The sequence below is a fragment of the Cyclobacteriaceae bacterium genome, from assembly GCA_013141055.1.
Classification (GTDB): domain Bacteria; phylum Bacteroidota; class Bacteroidia; order Cytophagales; family Cyclobacteriaceae; genus ELB16-189.
In genome coordinates this window covers 1,088,789-1,113,696 of the sequence record JABFRS010000001.1, presented here as the reverse complement: position 1 = coordinate 1,113,696, position 24,908 = coordinate 1,088,789, and the positions used below count along the sequence as shown (strand labels likewise).

The following is a 24,908-nucleotide window of genomic DNA, read 5'->3' as shown; positions in this document are numbered from 1 at the left end:
AAGTTTGTCTATTAATGTTTATTTTTATTGACATGGACGTACCAATCAAAATACTGACCTGGGTTTTCTGGTTTCTGATCATCAGCCTGTCAGTCTATTTTTTTTATTACAACGTCATTGTTTATTTCCTTGGCTACAGAAGCACACTATTCGGAGACTCTTTTTTCCATAATCAACTTTGGGTTTCGTTGCACATGGCAGGCGGGACGCTCATCCTTTTATTAGGACCTGTTCAATTCTGGAACTGGTTTAGAAATAAATTCACTCACATTCACCGGTTGCTGGGAAAGATATACCTGATAGGTGCTGGTCTCGCCGGCTTCTCCGCATTGGGAATTTCACTGATCAGCACTTGTCTGCCTTGTCGCGTCTCCTTATTCTTACTGGCAGTGTTAATGATTGTGTCGAGTGCGTTCGCCTGGATCACGATCAAACAACATAACATAAAAGCTCACAAACAGTTTGTGATCAGGAGCTACATTTGTGCGCTTGCATTTGTGACCGTGAGAATTGACGGGATCGTTCCCCTCGACTTTTTATTCAGCAATATTGAAGACCCGATCTTCAGAAGAACAGTGAATGAATATTTCTTTTCATTCGTGCCTCTTATCATAGCAGAAATAATAATGACGTGGCTGCCGGCTGTTAAAAAGAAACAAGCTTTATAAATCAGTGCTGAGCATTTATGACGAAAATTATTTCTCTGTTGATAACAACGTGGCTCATGTGTCTGGCCAACCAATCGCCGGCACAGCAGATGCCTCTGATCAATTACACTGTTTCGGTGCCGCAGCCTGCTACCCATAAGTATCATGTAGAACTCCGCACGCAAGGCTGGAATAAGGATACCCTTGTTTTGAAAATGCCCAAATGGATGCCGGGTTATTATCAGATCATGGATTATGCAAAGTCGGTTGAAAATATTCTCATAAAAGATGAAAAGGGAAAAGACTTCTCTTTTCAGCGGGTAAGTGATAACACATTACGCATTTCAGGAATCAGAAGCAAAACAATGATCCTGAGTTATGATGTGATGACGACCAAACAATTTGTGGCAAATAGTTATGTCGACAGTGAGCATGCTTATTTAATACCTGCCAATTCTTTTTTCTATGTAGAGGAGTTTCTTCACTTGCCTGTGCAAGTAGAAATTGCAACCACACCCTGGAGTACTATTGCCACAGGATTGGAACCAACCAATAAAGCCAATCACTTCACAGTCGATAATTTTGATATCCTCTACGATTGTCCGATCCTGATTGGAAATCTTGAAGTACTGCCCTCCTTTAAAATAAATGGAATTGAACATCGGTTTATGGGCTACAAGCTCGGAACCTTTGATAAGGTTGATTTTATGGAGAAGTTGAAACGAACGACAGAAGCCGCTGTGGCTGTCATCGGAGATATTCCATTTAAACAATACACTTACATTGCTATTGGTCCGGGCAGGGGAGGTATCGAACATCTGAACAACACCACTGTCAGCTTTGATGGAACCAGTCTCAGCAATGCTGCGACCATCAACAGGATGATGAATTTTCTGGCTCACGAGTATTTTCATCATTACAATGTAAAACGCATCCGGCCATTTGAACTCGGACCTTTTGATTATGAAAAGGGAAGTAAGACAAATCTCCTTTGGGTAAGCGAAGGATTGTCTGTTTACTATGAATATTTAATTGTAAGGAGAGCCGGACTTATGGATGAGCGTGAATTACTTGATAATCTGGAAAAGAACATCAATGCATACGAGAATAATCCGGGACGCTTCTATCAATCCCTGACCCAGGCCAGTTACAACACATGGAAAGACGGCCCGTTTGGAACGCAGGGTGATGAGCCGGGTAAATCTATTTCCTATTACGACAAAGGTCCGGTTGTGGGAATGCTTTTGGATTTTGCTATTCGTCATGCCACACAAAATAAAAAGTCAATGGACGATGTGATGAAAGTATTGTATTGGAAATATTACAAAGAGAAGGGGCGGGGATTTACCGATGCTGAGTTTGAACAAACCTGTGAGGAAGTTGCAGGATCCTCGTTGGCAAGGCTATTTGAATATGTGTACACCACTCGTGAGCTTGATTATAGTATATATTTGGGCTATGCAGGATTGAAGCTGGAGCAAGTGCCAACTGTTGGTGATGATAAGAAGCAGGGCAAAAAATTCACGCTTGGTCGTATCGAAAACCCGGATGCGCTGCAGATGTCTATTCTTAGATCATGGCAGGGTGAGAAGTGATTTTTTATATTGGTAATTATTTAAGGACGACAGGAAATGAAAGCAATCACCCACCAGTCAAAAGACAACAGGACTTTTATAGTAAGAAAACCCATTGAGCAGGATGCTGCCGGCATTATCAGCTATTCTAAGGTATTGTTTAAGTCAACCGACCAGGTACTGACAACGGTGGAAGAATACACGATCACCATTGAGAATGAAAAGATCTGGATCAAGACGTTAAATGATAACCCAAGGTCACATGTATTGGTGGCGGAGCTCGACAACCAGATTGTTGGATTGCTTTTCTTTATGCCCAATACGAAAATAAAGAATGCGCATACGGGAGAGTTTGGTGTCAGCGTTCACCCCGACTTTCAGGGAATTGGAATCGGTCGCGCGTTGATCCAGGCACTACTGGATTGGGCGAAGGGCAATGAGAGTATTGAGAAAGTATATCTGAATGTGTTTGCTACAAATGAGCATGCGATAAAACTTTATAAAGATCTGGGCTTTGTGGAAGAGGGGAGGCATGTGAAGGCTATCAAGCAGGTGACGGGGGAGTATCTTGATATTGTTCAGATGTATGTTGAGGTGAGGTAATGCTTGTTTTCATGGGCGAATTATAAACCATAATCTCGCCCGCCTTGGGGCTTAAATGCACGTTTGCTTTGAAAACCCTGGCCTGTGGCCAGGGCTAATAAATCTCGCCCCCGTTGGGGCTATAATACTTTGTAATTGAAACTCAACTTTCAGCCTCTTTATCTAAAGCAAACACTGTCAGTTATGCTTCCGCAGCTTTAGCTGCATCCGTGTTAATCCATTTTTCTGAAGCAAAAGTGTATTAATTCTTATCCGTGCATCCGTGATGTGTATTTCCTCTAAAGCAAACGTACTATATGGTGATCCTGTATCTTTTCAATAATGATCAAGAGATAAATTAATTCACCTCCCCTCAGTAACATTTCGCCTCCCCAGTCGTCCTCTCCCGTATAAAGTGCCTTTATCGATATGAAAATTATAAACCTGGTATTCTTTTTAGCAACCATAATCATAGCATCAGGTTTGATAGTTGCTCCAAAACGCATTACCGGTATTATACGATCTCTTGTTGCTGTGATCATAGTACTGGCCATTGTGCAGTTTGTACTCGAAGGCTTTTACTGGCAATATCTCCCGACGTATTTACTAATACTGCTTTTGCTGCCAATAGCCTTTTTATTAAGGAGATCTGACAGTAAAATACAACGAAGGCTCCTTCAGATGAGCCTGGTCTTTTTGATTCTGATATCAATAGCTCCCTGGGCGATTGTTCTTCCCATTCCGGAAATGACTGAACCCAAAGGTTCTTATTCAGTGGGAACCAGAATTTTTCGTTGGATCGATCTTGACAGACCAGAGCAAATCACTTCAGATCCGGATGACAGAAGAAACGTGGTGGTTCAGGCATGGTATCCAACCGATCAAAATGCAAAAGGTGTCCATTCAATTTATCTGGATGGATTGGATAATCTCCCTGAAAGAATTGGTGGGATTCCAAAGTTTATATTTTATCACTATGATGAAATCGAAACACATGGAGTGCTGAATGCACCCATATCCAAAGTACAGCGTCAATGGCCTGTTATTATTTTCCTGACAGGAAATGTTGCAGCACGTGCCTTTTATACAAGTCTTGCAACTGGCCTTGCCAGTCACGGCTATGTTGTTTTAGCTATCGACCATCCCTATGAGGCTACGGTGGCGCAACTTGCAGATGGCAGGATTGTAACGACCACCGAAGTTTTCTCAAAGGATGAACCTGACCTCTATAAATTTATGATTCGTCGTCTCGACCTGCGAAATGCAGATATACGTTTTGTAATAAATCACTTAGGCAATACGACAGACTCAACGAGTAATTTATTAGCATCATTGGATCAAAACCGAATTGGTATAGCGGGTCATTCATTGGGTGGCGCTTCGGCTGGTCTTGCCATGGCCTCTGATTCACGGATCAAAGCTGCGGTTAATATTGATGGAACACTCTATGGTGAATTACCAGAACCAACAGGTCCACGCCCTTTCCTGTTGCTGGAAAGCAGGAAAGATCAAAGTGATCGTTTCCTGAGATATGAGAATGGAAATCAAAAGTTCTTCAGACAGTTTGAGGGTGGATACAGATACGAGATAGTGGAAGCGGACCATTATAGTTTTACGGATGCACCGCTACTGCTGGCATTGCCGACTCGTTTGCTTGCTGGACGGTTTTTAAATTTTGGTAATATTCCAAGGGAGACTCATCATGCGACGGTAGATATTCTAAATACCTTCTTTGATAATGCTTTGAATGGCAAGTCGTCAGATATCGATTCAGTTGCTGGCCGGTATCGGGGTATTGTTCGTAAGGAAGTTGATTAGTATTTCCTTCTTATTTTGAAAGAGACGAGCAAAGCTGATTTCTTTGTTTCCTGCAATTGTGCTTGATCGTCGGACCAGGCTAAGACCGAATTATGATTTTGCCTTTTAATGTTTATTTTTATTTCAGAGGCCAATTGCTTGTGATCAATGAGCAGAATTATACTGACGACCATCTGTCTTGCATTTTTTGTGAATGCCTATTCACAACAAAATGATACAACCTATCATGACATTACTGGAGCATTGACTATCCGCAGCTTTGCTCAGTATTACCGGGTTGGAATCATTAACAGGAGCAATTACAACCATGGAAACAACTTTCGAAGTAACTGAAACGAGAAATTTATTAATTTAATAGGATTTTAATTTCTTGTTCTCAAACAAGTAGTTTGTATGGAAGAATTCTCTTCTCAGATTTTTAAGGAGAATAAACAAAAAACGAGAGACGTCAGATTTTCTAAAGAGAAGGTCTACTACATTGGTATTATTATATTTCTTGTATCAATTGTTTTCTATTTACTCGATCTCGAAGAGTTCTCAACCTACCTGGGAATACTTGGAATTATTGTATTGACTGTTGGCCGAATTGTAATGTCGGGCCGTTTACCCGTGATAGGTCACAAGCCCTACAGGTTCACAATTATGAAAGATGGAATACTGATTGGGACGGAAAAAATAAACCTGGATGTAACCAAGGACATTAAGATTTTCATACATTCATACAGGGGCGAGGCAATTGGACAGAGAACAGCGTTCTATCAAACCTATGCAGGTACTGAGAATACCCTTAAGTTTACATATCAAAATATGGAAACGGAATTTAATTTCGTGCTTCATTCCGAAATTGCGAAAGAGGACTTAGTTGATTTCTGTGAAGAACATCAAATAATTTATGAGAAATGAGAATGCACTCGTTAAAGAATGTTTTAGTTGATCCACAATCGATTATCTTTGTCTAACAACAATTGCATCCTATGAAACAGCAGCAGAAATTCACTTTAGGAAGAATCATCATCTTCGGACATCGTGTTGATAAACTGAAATCCTTCTACGTTGAGAATTTTGGTTTCTCTGTAACAGAAGAAACCAAAGACCAATGGATCGTTTTAAATGCTGGAAACGTTGAAATAGCCATCCATAAAATAGGCTCCGGATATGAACCAAAGAACGGAGAACAATTCAGAGTTGAGAGTAATACAAAACTGGTTTTTTATATCAACGACAACCTGGAGGACTTTCGTCAGCAGCTTATCGATAAAGGTGTAGCGATGAAAGAAATTAAATCATTTGAAGGTGTTAAATCATTATTCTGCGACGGAGAAGATCCGGAAGGAAATATGTTCCAGATAGAACAAAGACTCAGTTCTAAAGCTGGTTCTGAAATACTTAAATAAACAGAATGGATTGGAGTTTGCCGTTGCTCATACAAAAGCCCGCTTATCAGGCACTCCTTTTTTTACTGCTGACTCCCATCGTCATTCTTGTAACTCAACCCAGGACTGCTGACAAAGCCTGGCAGATCGCAGCCTATGTATTCATTGTATTCCTGATCGTCAATGCAGGACTCCTGTGGTTCAGTGATAGTCCCTGGCGCTACTTCTTTTATTCCATTGGTTTCGCAATAGGTTACTTGCTCCTCATCGCGATCATGATGCCTGTTCTGCTCAAAGCCTTACGTCCTGAAGCTCCGAAGTCGGAAGAGAGTGCCATGGCTTTTTTGATATTAATCTATCAGCCCTTCGCCTTGCTTTTGGTGATGGTGGTGAAATGGATAATGACGAAGTGGTTTTAGTCCACTGTTACACCGGGTTGATGATAAATTATTACATTGGCCTGACTTAAGTATTCAGACACATCATGCCACGCGTTTTAATAGATAACATCATAAGGCAATTGAATGAAATTCAGGAAGGCTCCTTATGGTTTGATCAATGTTTTAAAGACAAGATTGATGGTTTGTCTGAAGACGAAGCGTTCACAAGACCTATACCTGAAGTTCATAGTGTAGCAGAGCACATCTCACATATGCTGGAGTGGAGAAAGGAATGTATTCTCAGATATCAGGGTGGTAAGATCGAGTTAATGAATAGTCCGGACGACTGGAAAGACAACGATCAGCTACGCAAGTTCGGCTGGACCAATTTAAAGAATGACCTGTACAAGAGTCGCACAGAACTGATTGACCTGTTTGAAGGTCGTGACGACACTTACCTGGAAACCAGATTTCAAAATACTGAGTATAATTTTCACTATCTAATTGAAGGGATCCTTCAGCACGATCTGTATCATCTGGGACAAATAGGGGTGACCATTAAATTGCTGAACTTGTCTTAGGTTGGTGTTTTCACCAACCTGCTGTGAGTTATCTTCACTTCTTTTTGATTATTTTTATTTGAATGTAAACAACATCCCCCCATGGCAAAGACCAAGACCGCCGAAACAAAAGTCAACGTAGAAGAATTCATCAACTCTTTTGCAACCACAGAGGAGAAGCGACAGGACAGTTTCGAGCTTGTGAAGATCATGCAGGAGATCACCGGACATAAGCCAAAAATGTGGGGACCTTCCATCATCGGTTTTGGTTCCTATCACTACAAGTATGAAAGTGGCCACGAGGGAGATTCACCATTGATGGGATTTTCGCCACGCAAGGCAGAGTTCTCGCTGTATGCATATACGGGTTTGAGAGAACACGAATATCTCCTGGACAATCTTGGCAAGATTAAAGTCGGGAAGGCCTGCATTTACTTTAAAAAGTTATCCGACCTCGATCAAAAGGAATTAAAAAAACTTATTAAGGAGACTATCAAGTATATGAAAGCGAATTATGAAGTGAAGTAGGGAAGCGTCCCTATCCCTCACTTCACCAAAGCTTATGAATCTAACAGAATTAGCCACTGCAGAAAATGAACTGTACGCAATAGTACTCCAGGCTCATGGGACAATGGAGGATAAAGCAATTCAACTCCGCAGCAAAGGCGTTTATGATAAGTACAAACAAATACATAAATGGTATGCTGATCAATCTGAGAATGAATTGGAATCCCTGAAGCGGGGTCTCTTTATCCAATGGTATGCTCTGAGCGAACCACCATGCTTTACCGGAATTAATGAACTTGCTTTGGAAGCAGAACGAAAGATCATAAATCAGGTCAACAAACTCATTGCCTCTGATAGTATGGACTACGAACTCAGATGGATGCTTAAGCACTACTCAACCTGGGACTATGTATTTGAGAGATTCATGGATTTCAAAGAACTTCAGGAATGGATCGCAAACAAGAAAGGAGATGAGTTGCCTGATACAATTGACAGAAGTGAGATGGCAAAGAGGGGTCAAACGGGCAGATACTGGAATTCGTTAATCAATTCAAGTAATAAGCACTAGCAAAGTGAAAAGAAGCAGTCTCATCATATTGCATGTAGTGATCTGGCTGACGCTATCCCTTATTTACTTTTTCACTTCCGAAACAATTATTGCGTGGCTACTACCCGGCATTCATGAAGTAGGAGCGTGGTTGATGATGTTGATCTATGGATGGGTATTCATATTTATTCTGGTAGTAACTTCCCTGGTAATTACGTTAAAACGAAGTGCACAGTAAAGAATGCAATTATCCGGCTTATTAGGTGTCAAAGTTCTAGACTATTCAGAGGGGCAACAAAAAGAAATTTAAGACAGTCTTCAGCATCAGCTTTGCTGATGAGTACTCTCAAAACCTGGTGCATCCGTGTCAATCTATTTTCTAAAGCAAAAGCTGTTTTTAATTAATTATCTGTGGGGGTCCGTGTTCATTTTTCTAATAAAAGATTATGCTACGCCCTTCAGTTTCTTATGGTCATTTAGCCGCAATCCTGTATCTTCATTATGTTTTTCACATCACATTCCCAATTTGATCTACTAAAACTCTAACCATGAAATCAAAACTCAGTCTCCTCTTCCTCCTGATCGTCCTCTTCTCCGCTTGCCAGCAAAACAATTCCGTCGAAGGTCCCGCAGTAAAGAAGGGAATGGTAAAGGTCACCATCCTCTATCCCAACTCAGAAGGTAAAACTTTCGATATGGACTACTATTCCACCAAGCACATGCCTATGATAGGAACTCTCCTGGGAGATTCTTTGAAGCTTATCAAGATCGACAAAGGCATCGCAGCCGGCGCGCCTGATACACCGGTTCCTTATCTGGCGATCGGGTATTTATACTTTGAATCCGTTTCTGCTTTTAAGAACTCTTTCGGTCCGCACGCTGAAAAGATCAGGGGCGATGTCAAGAACTATACAAACATTCAGCCAGTGGTTCTGATCAGCGAGGTGCTGCAATAGTAATGGAGTTCGAAACGATTGAAATGGAATTGTTAAAATTGAAGAGATCGAATGATCACGCAGCCATCAGTCGTTTGTATGAAGAGATTAAAAAAATACCAAAAGAGGTGGTGCAGCAAATGCCAGAAGTAGTATATGCCCGATATCTCCGGCTGTTGGCGAAAGCGGAAAATCACGCTCAGAAATAAGTGATTTATATAAGTAAGGATGATCACCATACCCGACAAATCTCAATTCCAGGCCTGGGCGATTAAGCTTGGCAAGCACACACTACCGCCCGAATCTCTGGAAATAATGCAGTGGATTTCAAAACAATTCGGCGTGAGTGCTCTGGATTTCTATTGCGAGAAGAGAGAGACGCCAAAAGGTTCGCAACAGGTTGTTCACCTCATCCTAGAATCAGGAGAAGATATTAAAAAGATAAACGCTGATCGAGCGAATACAGTGTTGATCACTGAACGATTTCTGAAATATTTCACAACAGCAAAATCACTTAACACAGACCCCACAAAGGCAGACGTTTTTCCTGCAGATACCAATCCCTTCCCGAAGGTCATCATCACCTTCCGGCCTTTTAAAGATGTGGACAACAAGATCTTTAAAGAAATGATGGAAGAGGAAAGGCGCGCTATCCTGGATACGTTTGGAAATGTGTGGACCGTATCCATGAATGTTATCTTTTACTATACGGACGCACAGATAAAAGAAAATCTGGAGAACGGCGTCTCAGCAAAGATCATTGAGGCGATGGATCAATTAGAAAAAAGGTATGACTATACTTCAGCATACCCGTATCGCTTTGACAGCAAAGAGTATTTTGACCACGGCTGTGAAGGTAAATGGCATTATTACTGGAAGTGATAATATTAAGCTATGAAACTTAAACTGCCACCCGTTGTCCTTACCCTGCTTAAGAAGCGTGGCGGTATCATGGATGCCAGTCTTCGTGCGTCGAAGGTACAGTTAGTAAAAACATGTAAAGAGTATGGCTATGCATCTCATGCACCAGTCGTTGCCTTCGAAGCAGCATTTGGCGGCCTGGTGATTCCCGATGGACCGAGGATGAAGAAGGATGAGCCATGCTGGCTTTTTGGAACACATGCTTGTCTTACGAAAGGTGGTCACGAAACTCCCCGTGCAGGTGGTAAAGCACGCAAGCTTGTGCCCGTTGTGAACTCACCAAACGATATCATTTACTTCCTCGATGAGAAGGGGCGTGGTTATGCTCAGGATACTATTGAGGACACTGCTCCATTCTTTTATGCTGATGACGGCACGTCGCTCGTGTGTAGGATTATACTTCAGGATGCATTGTTTTCCCGCGATGATACATCGATGGATCTTTCAGGATTACAAGGTGAAGCATTGGCCAAACGTTTTTCTCTCAAGCTGATTGCCAAAGCAAGTGGTAAGGATCGTCGCTTCTTCAGTGACGCTACTGGTGACGTGCTGGTAGTGGAGGACATCAAAGCAAAGGAAACACTGTTTGCAGGCGCAACGAAGAAGCATCTCAGGATGGTTCAGCAACCTGTTGATAAGGAAGCACCGAAGCCATCTGCGGAAATGATTCCATATCTTTATAAAGCGAATGTGCGCATGGTTGGTGAGAAACTCACATCGCTGCCGGAGTTCTTTGAACACTTACCGGATCTCAGAGATCTCGACGTTGCTGTCAATAAACTTGAGACACTGCCCGAGTCACTATGGCGAGCCACTCAACTGACGGAACTGAATCTAAGCTTCAATCCCCTGAAGACATTACCGGAAGGAATTGCCAACCTGAAAAATCTGCAGTCGCTGTCTTTACGCGGTCTTCCCATAAAGGTGTTGCCGGATGCACTTGCCGGTGCAAAGAATCTTACACAGCTTATCGTAACGGAATGTGAAAATCTGGATGTTGATAATGCACTGGCGGTGATTGCCAGCTTGCCGAAGCTCAAAGATCTCTGGATACCATTGGCGCGTTCGCTGACATCGCTGGCACCTCTTGCCAATCTTCCCCTCAACTCGCTATACCTGAATGGCATGTATGTTCAGCAGCCTGAGCGTCTGCCTCCGGGACTGGGACAGTTGAAGAAGTTAAAGAAACTTCGCATTGAATACGCAGATAACATCGCTCTTTTACCTGAGGCACCGGAAGATGTTCGCTCATTACGACTCATCTTCTCCAAAAGTTTCAGTGATGATGACATCCGGCAGAGCGTGCTCAAGCAACCTTCGAAGCTCTACCTGCGTGCATTTGCCGATACGCTGAAAGGATAACAAGGCCATTCAGATAAGATTTGACTGCAACCAATCGCGGGCCTGCCCGTTGATAGGTTTGTCTTTTAAGAACCCCTATCCACCCATGAAGAAACTGTTTAAGATCCTGGCGTATGTCGCATTGGTATTGGTCCTGGCGATTGGCGCGCATTTGTATTACCTCACAACTCTTGCAGCAAAAGAAACCTATCCGGAAGATACGTATCTGGCGCACGTGGAAAACAAGAATGCGTTGATCATCGTGGCGCATGATGATGATATGATCGGAAGCAGCGGCACGATTGCCACACTTTGTAAAAACGGATGGGATATCCGGGAGATGTGCTTCTATCAGAACGGAGGTCTCTATGCAAAGAAAGACAGCATGAAGAATCCTATTCGAAAGAAAGATCTTCAACGGGTTGCCGACATCCAGGGATTGTCGGGAGTCGATCCGGTCGACTTTACCTTCAGAAATAATACACGTTCAGAAGAGTCGTACATGCCGATGCCGTATGACAAGTTTGCGGAGAATTTTAAAATTGATTCACTAACGAAGATCATTGCCGCTTATATCGAAAAGAATAAGCCTACCGTCATTTTCACATTGGATAGTGAAATGGGTGGATATGGACACCCTGATCATGTTCTTGTTTCTAAAATAGTGCTGGAGTATTGCCAGGCACATAAGAGTGATTCAGGATTCAGTGTAAAGAAAATTTATCAGGCGGTTTTTACTCCAACACTATCAGAAAGAGTGATGCGTAACATGCCGGTTTATGCTGCGGCGAAGAAAGTATATCAGAGGGATGGCATGCCGTTTCCTGACGTTCAGTTTAATATAACAGCGAATGCAGCTTTGAAAAAAGAATGCATGCAGGCATACACCACAGAGCAAAATTCCCTTCGCCAGATATGGCCGTATTATCACTGGTATCCTGCATCCGTGTATTTTGGAATATTCGACAGGGACTTTTTCAGGGTAATTGAAATCTGATGGCCCCCTCATGACTCTTGCATTCTGTAATCTGCCGGATTAACTTGAAGCATAATCAGAGCAAGAGATCAAATGAAATACATCGTACTATTAATGTTGACAATCGGTGCATTGAGTTCATGTACTCAGGCGAAGAAGGCTGATACTTCAGAGCCGGCAAAGATTGTAGAGAAGTTCTTTCAGACGTATAACAAAGGACCGGCTGAAGCAGTCAGGTCACTTCTACCGACAAACAAGTACATCTACGGTCCGGTATCCGACAGCGTTGCGATAAAGCTTCAACGACTTGCGGCCGAGCTCGATGATTTTCAGGGATATGAAAAGATAGGTGAGAAATCCTATGGAGATGGCATTGTCTATCTTGTTTACATTGTCAAGTATTCCAGGCAGCCGTTGAGATTTAACTTTACATTCTATAATCCGGGAAATGGATGGAGAATTCAGAACTTCAGATATGAGACTGAATTTCTGGACGAGATGGATGCTACCTTAAGGCCGGATAAATTATAGTTTTGCTATTGTATGAAATTCGAGAAGTCAAACCCCATTCTTTACTCCACTGATGTTAAAAGAAGCATCAGATTCTATACGGAGATACTTGGCTTTGAAGATTCATGGGAATGGGGAAATCCTGTTGACTTTGGTGGTATCTCAAAAGACGGAGTTGAAATATTTTTCTGCCTGAACAACCAAGGTCATCCCGGAACCTGGATAGCCATTATCATGGACGACGTAGATGCCTACTATGCTGCGATCAAAGATAAAGGTGCGGAGATCATCTCACCACCTGAAACGATGGAGTTTAATATAAGAGAGATGCTGGTAAGAGATCCTGATGGACATATCCTTCGATTCGGTCACAGAACCGACTGTGATTAGATCAAGATTGACAGCAACGTTTTGCGTCTTTTTTACGTTTTCACTATATTGAAGAAACAATAAATTCACTGTTATGGAAGCAAGACCAAGAATTAAACTGGCCTTATCGCCCACAGATACAATGTTCGAATTTACGGGTTGGGCCGCATTGGCGGGAGTCTGGGTATTGGCTGTTGTAAATTATTCCAGTTTGCCGGACGTGATCCCTATTCATTTTAATGCAGCAGGCGAATCCGACAGTTTTGGAGGAAAAGGAAATATTCTGATCCTGTCCTTTGTTGCAACTATGATTTTTATTGGATTGACTATCCTGAATAAATTTCCTCATGTTTTCAATTATCCCGCAAGTCTGACAAAGGAGAACGCACCTGCGCAGTATACCCACGCGACAAGGATGATCAGATTTCTGAAGATGACGCTTGTTATAGTTTTCGGACTGATCGTATTCAAGATCATTCAGAATGCCAATGCTCAATCTGATGGCCTGGGAGTCTGGTTTTTACCTTTCGTGCTGGGGCTCATCCTGATACCAGCTGCGTACTTTATTATTAAATCCACCAGGATCAAGTAAGCCGGGATCAGAATAGTTATAGATTTAGCGTATGAAAAAAATTATCACCGACCGTGCACCTGCGGCTATTGGCCCATATTCTCATGGTACCATGACAGGCAATTTGATTTTCTGTTCCGGGCAGACACCTATTAACCCTGCAACAGGAAAGATTGAAGGCGCCACCGTTTCAGAGCAAACGACTTTGGTACTAAGCAACCTTGAAGGTGTTTTGAAAACAGTGGGGGCAGATCGTACACATGTTCTGAAGACATCTGTGTTCCTGAAAAACTTTGCTGACTTTCAGTTGATGAACAAAGCGTATGAAGCTTTCTTCGGAGATCATAAGCCGGCAAGAACGACCGTAGAGGTGAGCAGGTTGCCGCTCGATGCGTTGGTGGAGATTGAATGTGTTGCTGAAAAGATCAAGGAGTAGTAGCGACTACTTCATCAATCCCAGCAGCCACTTCTCTGCTTCCTTTATATCCAGAAAGATCCTGTAATTGAATCCCCTCCTGATGCAAAACTCTTCCCATGAGTGGTAGAGAGGTTCTTCCTTGGAGCTTACTACCATCGCAATGTTGAGCCTGCGGAAAGTAGCATCGTCAACTTCATAAAGTCTAGACAGGTTGAAGGCATCGGTGGTAGAGATAGGAGTGGAGGTCTCACGGTAATCTCCAAGAATATAGTCACAATGAAATTCCTCCATCAGCTGCAATACCTGATGGGTGCTTTCTGAAATGGAGATGAGATTTTTTCTTACTCCTTTTGCCTTGATAAAGATATAGGATGGCCTCTTCTCAATTTCAAACACAAAATCACTCGCGGGCTCCTTTTCCATATCCAGATTCCTAAGATATAGATTTTGAAATAACGATGATAGTGGTTTTCCATGAATGGATTAGCTGCATTACATCAGCTTTATCTTCGTTGGGTGACTCAGCTTGTAATCAATCTTCTGCTGGTTGATCTTGTATGCCTTGTTCACATAACCCTTTTTGTATTCTTTGATCCGTGCTTCAAATACTACCACCGCACCCTCCTTGCCTTCTTTCAATCCGGCATCCTCAAAGCCTTTCGTGAGACTGAACCATACATGATCCGCCACCTGGGTGTTTGTTTCGAGGTCCTTAATGGAAGTTAATAATACGGTGGGCTCGGAATATCCTTTGTAATTTTTCTTGCTGCCGATCCTGCTGAACACTCCGCTGAATTTCTTGCGCTCTCCATCACTCTTTGCCAGCTCTTTCCTCATGACGGAGATTAGTCTTTTAGTTCCTTCTTCACATCATTCTCAATATTTCTGAGCTTTCCTTCACATACTGCTATCAGTTCGTTAGCCTTCTTTACCTTTTCGGCAAGTGTATCGAGTTGAATGCTGTCATCTTCCAGTTCATGGACGAGCTTTTCAAGTGCCGCATAGGCCTCATTATAATTCAATGTCTTCATTTTTTGTCTTTTGAATCACCGTGCTCTCAATCGTCTCATTCTTCAGCAAGGTCTGTATTTGTGAATTTACTTTGATCTTATCAGGATCTGTTACAATCTTATTATCCTGACGGATGATGGCGAATCCTCTGTTTAATATGGTTTCCGGGCTTGAGAATTTCACAAGCCTCTTCATCTCCTTCAGATCATTCTTAGCACTTTCCAGCAGATCATCCACCGTATTGAAGAATCGTTCTTTCAAAAGCTGGAGACTGTTTTCAAAATCAAGATTATGATCGACGATGAGAGAGGCAACTTTCGTTGGAGTTTTTTGTTGCCGCGCCATCATATCGGCGATGCTCGTATTGCGATCATGTCCAATGCCCGTAATAATCGGAATTGGAAAGGCTGCGATGAAACGACATAGCTCATAATTATCAAATGGCTTGAAGTCGGTTTGCGATCCGCCACCACGGACAATGGCTACGATGTCAAAATCCTCTTTTCCCTCAGCCACCAGCACCAGTTGTTGCAGAATGGAAAGGTGTGCTGCGTCACCCTGTATCGGAGTGAGGAACTCCTTTATTATGAAGTGATAACCGTGTTTGTTCTTCTCTGTCTCCTGGCGGAAATCACGCTGACCATCTGAGTTGGGAGCTGTGATCAATGCAATGCGTTGGATCACCTTTGGAAACTGAAGGGAATGATTGAATGTTCTGTAGATTCCATCGAGCACAGAGATGTACGTTGGATTTTCTTTCACCAGTCTTTCAAGAGTTTGCTGGCGTTCGAGTTCAAGTGTACCGAGTGTGTAAGCAAAATCAATCTGCAAGGCCTCCAGGCTCAGGCCGAATTTGGCATGGAACTTTACCCTTACCAGGCACGTGATCTCAATTCCGTCCTCAAATTTTTGTTTGGTGAATTTTTCGAAGTCTTCTATCCAGTTGTAGTAATTGGACCAGAAAACCCCACGAAGCTCTGTTGTGATGGTATTGCCTTCTTTCTCAATGAATTTGAGATAGCATCTTCTTAACGATTCCTGCTTCCTGACATCCACGATCTGCGTGGTGATCCAGTAAGCTTCGCCCTCAAACTGATCCTGGATCGTCTCCTGGATGACATCAACAAGTTCTGAGAGTTTTATTTTACCTGGCATCGTGCGCGCAAATTAACGAATTCGTTGGTTCGTTAATTCTAAAGGTTGGTTCGGAAACCGGGATGAAATTTCTAATTCAACAACTTCACCAGCTTCTCAATCGCCTCCTTGTTAATAGGAGTGTTCAGTGTCTCAACTACACCCTGTTTCTCACGGGTGGTCAGACGCCAGCTGAGGGAGGCACGTGCACTATGCTGACGGATGCTATCCATCTTTTGAAGGATAGGAGTGTAAGACGTTGGCAGATACTGAATATCCACCCGGTCGATCGGATCCTTGAACCATGACCTTGCATATCCTACAAGATTGTCGTTGGTGATATCCTGAAAGTTTTCAAAGTTGTTATACACGCTTGCGATCGGCTGTGTAAAGTCGTCGATGAATGTATTTCCTTTCTCTTCGGAGATCTGAGCCAGCTTTGGTGAATCACGAATGGAGAGAACAATCACGCCGGAAGTATTAGCCGCAATCCATTCGCGGAAAGCATAGATAAACCGGACCGCATCGGTAATCCCGAAGTTGTCTGAGATGCCTGCGTCCATGATCTGAATCGGTGGATTCGTTGGAAGTGTTGTATTCGGTGTAATGTATGGAAACGTTGCACTCATCCGCAGCGCTGACAGAAATCTTAAGTTAGAGCCTCCCTGCTTTTCAAACATCTGCTGAAAGTCTACTCCACTGAACTTGGAATTGCCATACTTCGGAAAATTCAGGATATCAGAATTGAGGTAGGAGATGGGCTGAGGTGAGATGTAAAGCTTGCGGCCGTCATTGATGATCGTCGGTGAAAGGATCAGCATGGGTATGATGGCATCAGCTTCCGGCTTCTGATAGTCCGAGATCTTTTTGTCCATCATGTATTCTGTATCAATATTGAGCTGCTCTTCAAACGTATATCCACGATCGCGTGAATAGCGCTGGCCTGCATATTCAAATTTTGTAAATCCAACAAACAGATCATTCGCCAGCAAGCTGAAGATCAATGGATTTAAATTGTCAGTAGCGATCTTTCTCTGATGACTTGGGGAATAAGGCTTGATATCTTCTCCCATCTTCTTCCGAAGCACTACTTCACGATAATAGCTGGCGCCGATCAATCCTCCGGAGGCACCTGTGATCAGCATGCTTTGATCCATCAGCTTGCCACCGCTTAGACTGTCTGCCTGTTGAAGAGCTGCTAAAGTCCATAGTGCCGCGCGTTTACCACCACCACTTGAACAGATGAACACCATCTTGGGCACAGGCTTGCCTTCAAATTTCTTTTTCCAGTTTTCAAGAATGCTTAAGGTGTTTCTCCTGGCAAATTGAATGGTAGAATCATTGTTGAGACTTTTCAGTCCATCAATGGTGTATTCCACCGGCTCCATTTTATAATTGAGACCAAAGGCCTGGTACTTCTTGGTGAGCCATCCTTCACCAGCGAGAAAATTCAATACCAGAAAGATTCCCATGGCTACTGTGATCGACCATCCACCAAACCAGTAGGAGAATGCTCCTGACAGCATGACGAAGATGGTGAGGAATATCATGAAGCTTGCTGCGGCCGGAAACTGAAATGCAGGGTAATCTTTAAAGATGCCGAGGATCAATACCACTGCAAAGATGAGCAGCTCGATAATGACCAGATTGAACTGGTTCTGATCGAATACCTGAAGGATGGCGGTCTTGTCATAGAACTCATTCTCATCGCTGACTTTCCTGACTTTCAACCTGTGATCGAAGTAGTTGTCAACCCTTACCTGCTTCTTGCGAACGATGTCGAGCTTTTTCATCGCGCTCGCCCGTGTGACCTTTACGTTCTGTTTGATCTTTTCATCCAGTCTGCAGATGACATATTTAAAAATATCTTTTTGGGTAAACTTGAAATAGATCTGCAGTATTCCTGCCATGGCGATATAGCCGCAGAAGAATCCCGCAATGTTCCAAAGCAGCTGACCTCCGGTGGTGTATTCATTGTTCACCTGGAAGCGGATCATCTGATATAGGTAGGTGATCAGAAAAGTAACGGGAAGAATACTGTTGTTAAGACTGAATTTATTGAATGGATTGGATAGAGCAGCGATAAATGAAAACCTGTGTCCGTCGGCGATGTAGCAGGTGATGTTATAGGCAGCGGTAAAACCGGATACCAGTACGCCGATGATAAAGAAGCTTGTAAAATTTACCTTGTTGAGATATTCCGGGTCAAGAAATAAGTACGGGATACCGAGATATTTTCCAAAGTTGCCGGTGATCATGGCAAAGAGAATGATCCAGCAAAGCAACAGCACCTGGTTGCGTTTGAAATTGTTCAACAGTAATTGAACGGGGAAAGAATAGAAGAAAGCGTCCGCAAATTTTGCAAGCCGGGCCATAGACACAGAATTATTTCAAGATAGGGAATTGCCTTGACAAATTACGAAGTAAGAATGCCTTCCGGGGCGTGTTTTTTGATGATGTAATTCGTAAATCGGGCTTGTATAATTCGTGAAGACCTTTAAGCTATATCGTTCCTCAGCAGGTTCGGGAAAGACCCGAACGCTGGCCAAAGAATTCATTACGCTGGCCCTAAGCGGTAAGCCTGATCACTATCGCTATATCCTTGCGGTTACGTTCGCCAACAAGGCAACGCTTGAAATGAAGGCGCGGATCATGCGATACCTCAATGATTTCGCCAATGGAAAATCCAATGATCTTGCCAGCGAAATCATGGAAATGCTAAAGATCAGCGAGCAAGAGCTGAAGCAGAAAAGTCAGGATATCCAGTCTGAAATACTTCATCATTACTCGCAGTTTGCGATCAGCACCATCGATTCATTCTTTCAAAAGGTAATACGGTCATTCACAAGAGAAGCCGGGTTGCTTGGAAATTTCAGGCTCGAAGTGGATAACGATCTGGTATTGAGTGAGGTGATTTCTGAACTGATGGATGAGCTGGGAAAAAACACGCAGCTTACGGAATGGGTGGTAGAGTTTTCAAAAGAGAGTCTCGACGAAGGCAGAACATGGAATGTCACCAGAGAGCTCGAGACCTTTGCAAAGGAAATATTCAGAGAAGACTTCAGAGTAATAGAAGAAGAAATTCTCAAATCAGGAGAAGCCGACAGTAAATATTACAGCGAGGCCATTGCGTTGCTGAAAGCGGAGATTCCTCCTTATATGAAATTCATGACAGCCCGTGCAAAAGCTGCCTTGGCAATCATCAATCTCAATTCCATGACCACCCTTGATTTTAGCAATGGTAATAGTGGAACTGCCTTGAGTTATTTTGAGTCCTATGCGCGGGGCGAGTATAAGGAAGCTAAGACCAGAATTTTAGACAGTGCTCAGGATTATAAAATCTGGCTTAAAAAGGATAGGGTAAATTATAAATTATTTCTGCCGATCGTAGAGAGAGAGCTATTCCCGATCCTTCGTGAAATGATAACCTATGATCAGGAAAATTTCCCTAAATACAATTCTGCCAAAAGTGTACTGAAGAACTTTTACTCCTTTGGATTACTGACTGACATTACCCGCAAGCTGGGACAATACAAAGAGGAGAACAACGTGATGCTTCTGTCGGATGCTCCCAAGTTTCTGAATGGGGTTATCAACAACAGCGACACTCCCTTTATTTATGAAAAGATAGGATCATTCTTCAGGAATTATCTCATTGATGAATTTCAGGACACCTCCGGTTATCAGTGGAAAAATCTGTTCCCTCTTTTAAAAGATTCTATTGATCAGGGGCATTCCAACCTTGTAGTGGGAGATGTGAAGCAATCCGTTTACCGGTGGAGGGGAAGCGATCTTCAATTGCTTCAAAGCGGAGTGGAAAGAGAGATCGGCAAGGAGCAGGTAATGGTCGTCCCTCTGAACAGAAATTTCAGAAGCGCAGAAAATATTGTCACGTTTAATAATAATGTCTTTGAGCAGGCAGCAGCGAAGTTATCAGCTGTGCTGGAGGAGCCATTGCCTGCAGAAGTATTTTCAGATGTGTCACAGCAACCAGTAAAGTTTGCAGGCAATGGATATGTACGCATGAGTTTCCTTGAAAAGGAAGAGGAAAAGACATGGGAAGAAATAGCAAAGGAGCGTCTGCCTTCCATACTCGAAGAACTTCAGAGCAAGGAAATTGCGTTGAAAGATATCGCCATCATCGTCCGGACCAACAAGGAAGGTGCTGACATCGCATCTTACCTTCTGCAATACAAAACTTCTCCCCAGGCGAAAAAAGATTTTAAGTACGATGTGGTGTCCAGCGAATCCCTCCGACTTTATACTGCTTCCTGTGTCAACCTTCTTTTAAGCGCTCTTCGATACATTAATAATCCTAAGGATGCGGTGGTTCGGGGGGAGCTTGTGTTTGAAGCAATGAAAGGAAGAGAACTTGAATCAATTTTCTATGCGGCCGGCAGGAATAATCTGGAAGCCTTTCTTCCGGAAGAATTCCTGAGATCTCATGACTGGCTCAACAAGCTTTCAATTTTTGAATTGACCGAAGAGTTGGTCCGCATTTTTAAATTAGGAGAGGATACCGATGAGCTTGCTTATCTGCAGGCATTTCAGGACCTCATTCTTGAATTTGCCAGTCAGGAGAAGAATGATGTTGCATCTTTTCTTGAATGGTGGGAGAACAACAGAGACAACCCTAAGAAGTCTATTCAGGTTCCTGATTCTGTCGATGCCGTTAACATTCTGACGATTCATAAATCAAAGGGATTGCAGTTTAAATATGTGATCATTCCTTTCTGTAGTTGGAAAATGGATCATGATCCCATGAAATCACCTCTGTTGTGGACGACTTCAGAAGAGAAACCTTTTGATAAATTGGGTCATCTGGCCGTTAAGTATAGCAGCAGTCTTGAAAGATCGTTGTTTGAAGAGAATTACAATTCCGAACGTATTAAAGCCCATCTGGATAATATTAATCTTCTTTACGTTGCTTTCACGCGCGCAGAAGAAGGCCTGATCGTTTCCGCAAAGAAGCCCAGTGACAAAGGAAGGCAGGATCGGGAAAAGGAGAAAACACTTGGAACCGCCGGCGACATGTTATATGACATTGTCACAGGTCCCTCATTTCAGAATGAATACAATCCACAAACTCTCCAATTTGAACGAGGCCGGCTCCGTCGGTTGAGTGAGGCACGAAAGGAAGATGAGTTTGAGATGACGGAGCTTAAGAAATATGCATCGTATGACTGGCGTCAAAAACTTGTGATCAAAAAACAGGGAGCAGAATTTTTTGAAGAGGAGATATCCAACAAGCGTGCCCGCATCAATTACGGTATCGTGCTCCACAGCAAGCTATCGAAGATCCGGTACGCTTCTGAGGTTGAAGATGTTCTCGCGGAACTGCATATTAAAAACGAACTTACGCTGGATGAACTGGGAGTTTTAAGAACAGCGCTGGAAAAGATGATGAAGCATCCCGTGATCGGGAAGTGGTACAGCAAAGAATGGGACGTAAAAAATGAAGCGGGAATATTATTACCCGGTGGAAGGCAAAGTCGCATCGACAGAATATTGATCCATCCGAAAAGAACAATCATCATTGATTATAAAACGGGAGCAAAGAAAGGGCAGGATCGCAAGCAGGTGGAGGAGTATGCGCAAGTGCTCACTCAAATGGGCTATGCCAATGTAGAAGCATACCTTCTCTACCTGGATAACATGGAGGTTGTTGAAGTAATGAGTAAGTCAAATCTGAGTCTCGGCCTTAATTAAATGAAACCTTTTCTTAAAGAATTAGCGGAGAAGATCATCGCACAGCATAAAAAGCTGGAGGATGTTACAGTGATTTTCCCAAATCGCCGCGCGGCTTTGTTCTTTAGAAAATATCTCGCAGACAGCATCGTAAAGCCAGCATGGTCGCCGAAACTATTAAGCATCGAAGAATTCTTTTCTGGCCTTTCTGAATTGAGAGAGCCCGACAGACTTTCATTGATCTTCAGGCTGTATAAGATCTATGGAACGGTGATGAAAAGGGAAGAACCTTTTGACAGATTTTATTTCTGGGGAGAAATGCTGCTGAGAGATTTTGATGAGGTAGATAAGTATCTGATCGATGCGCCCCTGCTTTTCAAGGACCTCAGTCAGCTGAAAGAGCTGGATGAATCTTTTGATTACCTGACAGACGAACAAAAGGAGTTCCTTAGAAAATTCTGGATAGGCTTTGATGAAAGACCATCAGTAAACAAAGAGGAGTTTCTGAAAGTCTGGAAGAAGCTTCCTGATGTCTATTCAAAATATACCAAGGCGTTGAGGAAGGAAGGACTTGGATATGAGGGCATGATCCACCGAGATGTTATTGACCGCATAGAAAAGATAAATGCCAAACAGGATAAGAATGGTCAGTTAATATTTGCGGGCTTCAATGCATTGACAAAGGCTGAAGAAATGATGATCAGTCATTTTGTTGAAGCCGGTGCTCAGGTTGAATGGGATCTGGATGATTACTATCTGAACGATCGTCAGCAGGAAGCGGGTCAGTTTATGAGACAATACCAGAAGCATCCTGTTCTCGGAAAAACATTTGAAGGCAAAGCTTCTTCATTTCTGAAGTCGGAAAAGAATATTAACCTCACAGGTGTGCCGCAGCGCATCGGGCAATCAAAACTCGTGGGGCAGGTGCTGGATGAACGCCTCCTGAAAGGACTTGATCCTGAAAAGACTGTGATCGTTCTGCCGGATGAATCCATGCTGCTTCCTGTTCTTCATTCTCTTCCACCGTCACTCGATAATATCAATGTGACGATGGGTTATCCTTTACGGAATACTCCATTGTATAATTTGCTGGACCTTATCATAGAGCTGCAGCTTCAGAGAAGGGGAGATGATTTCAGTCACCGACAGGTTACCGCGATTTTGAGACATACTTATATGGTTGCGATGGATGAAAAAAATTCTGTCCGTCTCCGAAACGATATTCTTGACAAGAACAGGGTGTACATCCCGGTCAGCGAACTTCAGGCAGAAGGTATACTGGCAGATATCTTTAAGGTAGTAGAGTCAAAGGATGCATCTGCTTATCTATTATATGCGGTAGAACGTTTTGGATCAGCCTTTACCGACCAGCAAAGCTTTGATCGCGAGTATGCTTTTCACTTTCATCGTCACCTGGCACGTCTTCAGGAGGTATTGAATGATTCTACCAATCATCCCGACTGGCGAGGTTATCAGAAGTTGTTCCGGCAAGTAGTGCTCTCCCAGAAGATCCCATTTACAGGCGAGCCATTAAAAGGAATTCAGGTAATGGGTGTGCTGGAAACCCGTAACCTTGACTTTGAAAATGTTTTTGTGCTTTCGCTGAATGAAGGAATGCTGCCGGCTTCTGCCAAGCAAGGATCTTATATCCCTCATAGCATCCGACGTGCGTACAGCTTGCCAACCTATGAACATCAGGATGCTATCTATGCATACCTGTTTTACCGGTTGCTGCAACGCGCGGACAACATCGATCTTTATTATAATACGGAGCCTGACATTCTCGGTGATGGAGAGATGAGCCGCTATGTGCAGCAGCTTATTTATGAATCCGGAATTCCGATGAAGCAGTTCATTCTTCATAATTCGATTCAGGTAAGCACGCCAAAACCAGTAACGGTTCACAAGACGCCTGAGGTAATGGCTCTATTGGATGTCTATCGCTCTGATAGCGAAAAGCCGAAGCCATTGTCTCCCTCTGCGCTCAATGATTATGTGGATTGTCGTTTGAAATTTTATCTGAAGCACCTCGCTCATTTGAAGGAAGCGGATGAGGTAGAAGAAGATCTGGATGCAAGAGTTTTTGGAAATCTGCTTCATAAAATAATCTTCTGGTTCTATGAGGATCTGAATGAGCGCAAGAACGGTAGAATTGAGAAAGCAGATCTTTCAAATGTTACTTCCAGAATTGATGCATTGACGGATCGAGCTTTTATTGAGCATTATCATTTGGATCCGACAAAGCCTGTTGTTTATGAAGGTCAAAGGGTAGTAGTCCAGCAGATCGTGCGGGAATTCGTGAGTAAGATCCTATCGTTTGATGAGATCTATGCTCCCTTTGCCATCGACCTGCTTGAGAAGCCGGTAGGAACCACCTACACTGTAAATAGTAACGTAACGATTAAAATAGGCGGTACCATTGACCGCGTGGATTCGAAGGAAGGAAATGTCCGGGTGATCGATTATAAAACAGGGGGTGACAAACCTGACTTCGATAGCATTGAAAGTTTATTTGACAGCAGTAAAGGGCGAAGGAATAAAGCCGCCTTTCAAACGATATTGTATAGCTGGCTTTACGAAAGAGAAAAGGTATCAGCCAGTGGGAAGCTTATTCCAGGGTTAATGAATCGGGCAAGTCTTTTTACAAAGGATTTTGTTTTCGGTCACATGGTTGGTAAAAGATGGATACCGGATATCAAAACCCATTTTAATCTGTTTGAGCCTCTGCTCAATCAGAAACTGGCAGAGCTTTATGATCCTGAACAACCTTTTGATCAGACACAAAATATTACAACCTGTGAATATTGTCCTTATAAAAATATCTGTTACAGGAATTAAATTTGATCTATGAAAATCTTCGCCGGCATCTTTGGAATGTCTTTAGTGATCTTGTTTCTATGGCTTGTTTTCAGGTTGATGTTTCCTTCCGATAAGAAGGACGACTCAGGTTCAGGCAAAGCTTCCTGATTTCTTTACCTGGATTATCCATTTATTTTCTCACTTTCCAGGCAGTCCTTTTCGTCGTGTAAAAAACTCCACAATTCCA

27 protein-coding genes and 1 pseudogene are annotated in these 24,908 nt (G+C 42.9%); 23 read left to right on the top strand and 5 right to left on the bottom strand.

Annotation, left to right across the window (positions count from 1 at the left end):
* The first annotated feature begins 32 nt into the window (after positions 1 to 32).
* From HOP08_04810 to HOP08_04710, 21 genes are all read left to right on the top strand, one after another.
* Complete coding sequence (locus HOP08_04810; protein ID NOT74228.1) at positions 33 to 668, top strand: DUF2306 domain-containing protein; 636 nt, start codon at positions 33 to 35, stop codon at positions 666 to 668.
* A 17-nt stretch (positions 669 to 685) separates the two neighbouring features.
* A complete protein-coding gene (locus HOP08_04805; protein NOT74227.1) occupies positions 686 to 2,242 on the top strand; it encodes a M61 family metallopeptidase in 1,557 nt (518 codons plus the stop codon).
* A gap of 36 nt (positions 2,243 to 2,278) precedes the next feature.
* On the top strand, positions 2,279 to 2,824 hold the full coding sequence (locus tag HOP08_04800; protein ID NOT74226.1) for a GNAT family N-acetyltransferase: 546 nt from the start codon (positions 2,279 to 2,281) through the stop codon (positions 2,822 to 2,824).
* Between the two features lie 408 nt (positions 2,825 to 3,232).
* Entirely contained in the window at positions 3,233 to 4,621 is a 1,389-nt protein-coding gene (locus HOP08_04795) for a hypothetical protein (GenBank protein ID NOT74225.1), read from the top strand.
* A 147-nt stretch (positions 4,622 to 4,768) separates the two neighbouring features.
* Positions 4,769 to 4,954, top strand: a complete 186-nt coding sequence (locus tag HOP08_04790) for a hypothetical protein (GenBank protein ID NOT74224.1) — start codon at positions 4,769 to 4,771, stop codon at positions 4,952 to 4,954.
* A 60-nt stretch (positions 4,955 to 5,014) separates the two neighbouring features.
* Positions 5,015 to 5,524 carry a hypothetical protein gene (locus HOP08_04785; GenBank protein ID NOT74223.1) on the top strand — a complete coding sequence of 170 codons (510 nt, stop codon included), beginning with the start codon at positions 5,015 to 5,017 and terminating at the stop codon, positions 5,522 to 5,524.
* 71 nt (positions 5,525 to 5,595) lie between these two features.
* The gene (locus HOP08_04780) at positions 5,596 to 6,015 is read left to right on the top strand and encodes a VOC family protein (protein ID NOT74222.1); all 420 of its coding nucleotides are present in this window, start codon (positions 5,596 to 5,598) and stop codon (positions 6,013 to 6,015) included.
* 5 nt (positions 6,016 to 6,020) lie between these two features.
* Positions 6,021 to 6,413: a hypothetical protein gene (locus HOP08_04775; protein ID NOT74221.1), complete on the top strand. Its 393-nt coding sequence runs from the start codon at positions 6,021 to 6,023 to the stop codon at positions 6,411 to 6,413.
* Between the two features lie 65 nt (positions 6,414 to 6,478).
* The gene (locus HOP08_04770) at positions 6,479 to 6,955 is read left to right on the top strand and encodes a DinB family protein (GenBank protein ID NOT74220.1); all 477 of its coding nucleotides are present in this window, start codon (positions 6,479 to 6,481) and stop codon (positions 6,953 to 6,955) included.
* An 81-nt stretch (positions 6,956 to 7,036) separates the two neighbouring features.
* Complete coding sequence (locus HOP08_04765; GenBank protein ID NOT74219.1) at positions 7,037 to 7,462, top strand: DUF1801 domain-containing protein; 426 nt, start codon at positions 7,037 to 7,039, stop codon at positions 7,460 to 7,462.
* Positions 7,463 to 7,496: 34 nt separating this feature from the next.
* The gene (locus HOP08_04760) at positions 7,497 to 8,009 is read left to right on the top strand and encodes a hypothetical protein (protein ID NOT74218.1); all 513 of its coding nucleotides are present in this window, start codon (positions 7,497 to 7,499) and stop codon (positions 8,007 to 8,009) included.
* 4 nt (positions 8,010 to 8,013) lie between these two features.
* Positions 8,014 to 8,226: a hypothetical protein gene (locus tag HOP08_04755; GenBank protein ID NOT74217.1), complete on the top strand. Its 213-nt coding sequence runs from the start codon at positions 8,014 to 8,016 to the stop codon at positions 8,224 to 8,226.
* A gap of 310 nt (positions 8,227 to 8,536) precedes the next feature.
* Positions 8,537 to 8,944 carry an EthD family reductase gene (locus tag HOP08_04750; protein ID NOT74216.1) on the top strand — a complete coding sequence of 136 codons (408 nt, stop codon included), beginning with the start codon at positions 8,537 to 8,539 and terminating at the stop codon, positions 8,942 to 8,944.
* A 23-nt stretch (positions 8,945 to 8,967) separates the two neighbouring features.
* Positions 8,968 to 9,132, top strand: coding sequence for a hypothetical protein (locus tag HOP08_04745; GenBank protein ID NOT74215.1), 165 nt, complete (start codon positions 8,968 to 8,970; stop codon positions 9,130 to 9,132).
* 19 nt (positions 9,133 to 9,151) lie between these two features.
* A complete protein-coding gene (locus tag HOP08_04740) occupies positions 9,152 to 9,805 on the top strand; it encodes a hypothetical protein (GenBank protein NOT74214.1) in 654 nt (217 codons plus the stop codon).
* Between the two features lie 12 nt (positions 9,806 to 9,817).
* A complete protein-coding gene (locus tag HOP08_04735; GenBank protein NOT74213.1) occupies positions 9,818 to 11,206 on the top strand; it encodes a hypothetical protein in 1,389 nt (462 codons plus the stop codon).
* A gap of 85 nt (positions 11,207 to 11,291) precedes the next feature.
* Positions 11,292 to 12,182 (top strand): hypothetical protein, encoded by an 891-nt coding sequence (locus tag HOP08_04730; GenBank protein NOT74212.1) that lies wholly within the window; start codon positions 11,292 to 11,294, stop codon positions 12,180 to 12,182.
* A gap of 72 nt (positions 12,183 to 12,254) precedes the next feature.
* Positions 12,255 to 12,692, top strand: coding sequence for a hypothetical protein (locus HOP08_04725; GenBank protein NOT74211.1), 438 nt, complete (start codon positions 12,255 to 12,257; stop codon positions 12,690 to 12,692).
* A gap of 12 nt (positions 12,693 to 12,704) precedes the next feature.
* The gene (locus HOP08_04720; GenBank protein ID NOT74210.1) at positions 12,705 to 13,061 is read left to right on the top strand and encodes a bleomycin resistance family protein; all 357 of its coding nucleotides are present in this window, start codon (positions 12,705 to 12,707) and stop codon (positions 13,059 to 13,061) included.
* Positions 13,062 to 13,134: 73 nt separating this feature from the next.
* On the top strand, positions 13,135 to 13,632 hold the full coding sequence (locus HOP08_04715; protein NOT74209.1) for a DUF1648 domain-containing protein: 498 nt from the start codon (positions 13,135 to 13,137) through the stop codon (positions 13,630 to 13,632).
* A 31-nt stretch (positions 13,633 to 13,663) separates the two neighbouring features.
* The gene (locus HOP08_04710; protein ID NOT74208.1) at positions 13,664 to 14,047 is read left to right on the top strand and encodes a hypothetical protein; all 384 of its coding nucleotides are present in this window, start codon (positions 13,664 to 13,666) and stop codon (positions 14,045 to 14,047) included.
* Between the two features lie 6 nt (positions 14,048 to 14,053).
* Here the strand turns inward: HOP08_04710 and HOP08_04705 are convergent, their stop codons facing one another.
* The 5 genes and pseudogenes from HOP08_04705 to HOP08_04685 form a co-directional block, all read right to left on the bottom strand.
* On the bottom strand, positions 14,054 to 14,452 hold the full coding sequence (locus HOP08_04705; protein ID NOT74207.1) for a hypothetical protein: 399 nt from the start codon (positions 14,450 to 14,452) through the stop codon (positions 14,054 to 14,056).
* Between the two features lie 69 nt (positions 14,453 to 14,521).
* A complete protein-coding gene (locus tag HOP08_04700; protein ID NOT74206.1) occupies positions 14,522 to 14,866 on the bottom strand; it encodes a hypothetical protein in 345 nt (114 codons plus the stop codon).
* A gap of 8 nt (positions 14,867 to 14,874) precedes the next feature.
* Positions 14,875 to 15,060, bottom strand: coding sequence for an exodeoxyribonuclease VII small subunit (gene xseB, locus HOP08_04695; GenBank protein ID NOT74205.1), 186 nt, complete (start codon positions 15,058 to 15,060; stop codon positions 14,875 to 14,877).
* Positions 15,041 to 16,216, bottom strand: a pseudogene (gene xseA, locus HOP08_04690) (exodeoxyribonuclease VII large subunit). The gene xseB and the pseudogene xseA overlap by 20 nt, the downstream one beginning before the upstream one ends.
* Positions 16,217 to 16,266: 50 nt before the next feature.
* Complete coding sequence (locus tag HOP08_04685; protein NOT74204.1) at positions 16,267 to 18,465, bottom strand: patatin-like phospholipase family protein; 2,199 nt, start codon at positions 18,463 to 18,465, stop codon at positions 16,267 to 16,269.
* A 196-nt stretch (positions 18,466 to 18,661) separates the two neighbouring features.
* Here HOP08_04685 and HOP08_04680 point away from each other — a divergent pair, with 196 nt between their 5' ends.
* Both HOP08_04680 and HOP08_04675 read left to right on the top strand, forming a co-directional pair.
* Entirely contained in the window at positions 18,662 to 21,883 is a 3,222-nt protein-coding gene (locus HOP08_04680; GenBank protein ID NOT74203.1) for a UvrD-helicase domain-containing protein, read from the top strand.
* Positions 21,884 to 24,700, top strand: a complete 2,817-nt coding sequence (locus tag HOP08_04675; GenBank protein ID NOT74202.1) for a PD-(D/E)XK nuclease family protein — start codon at positions 21,884 to 21,886, stop codon at positions 24,698 to 24,700.
* The last annotated feature ends 208 nt before the right edge of the window (positions 24,701 to 24,908 follow it).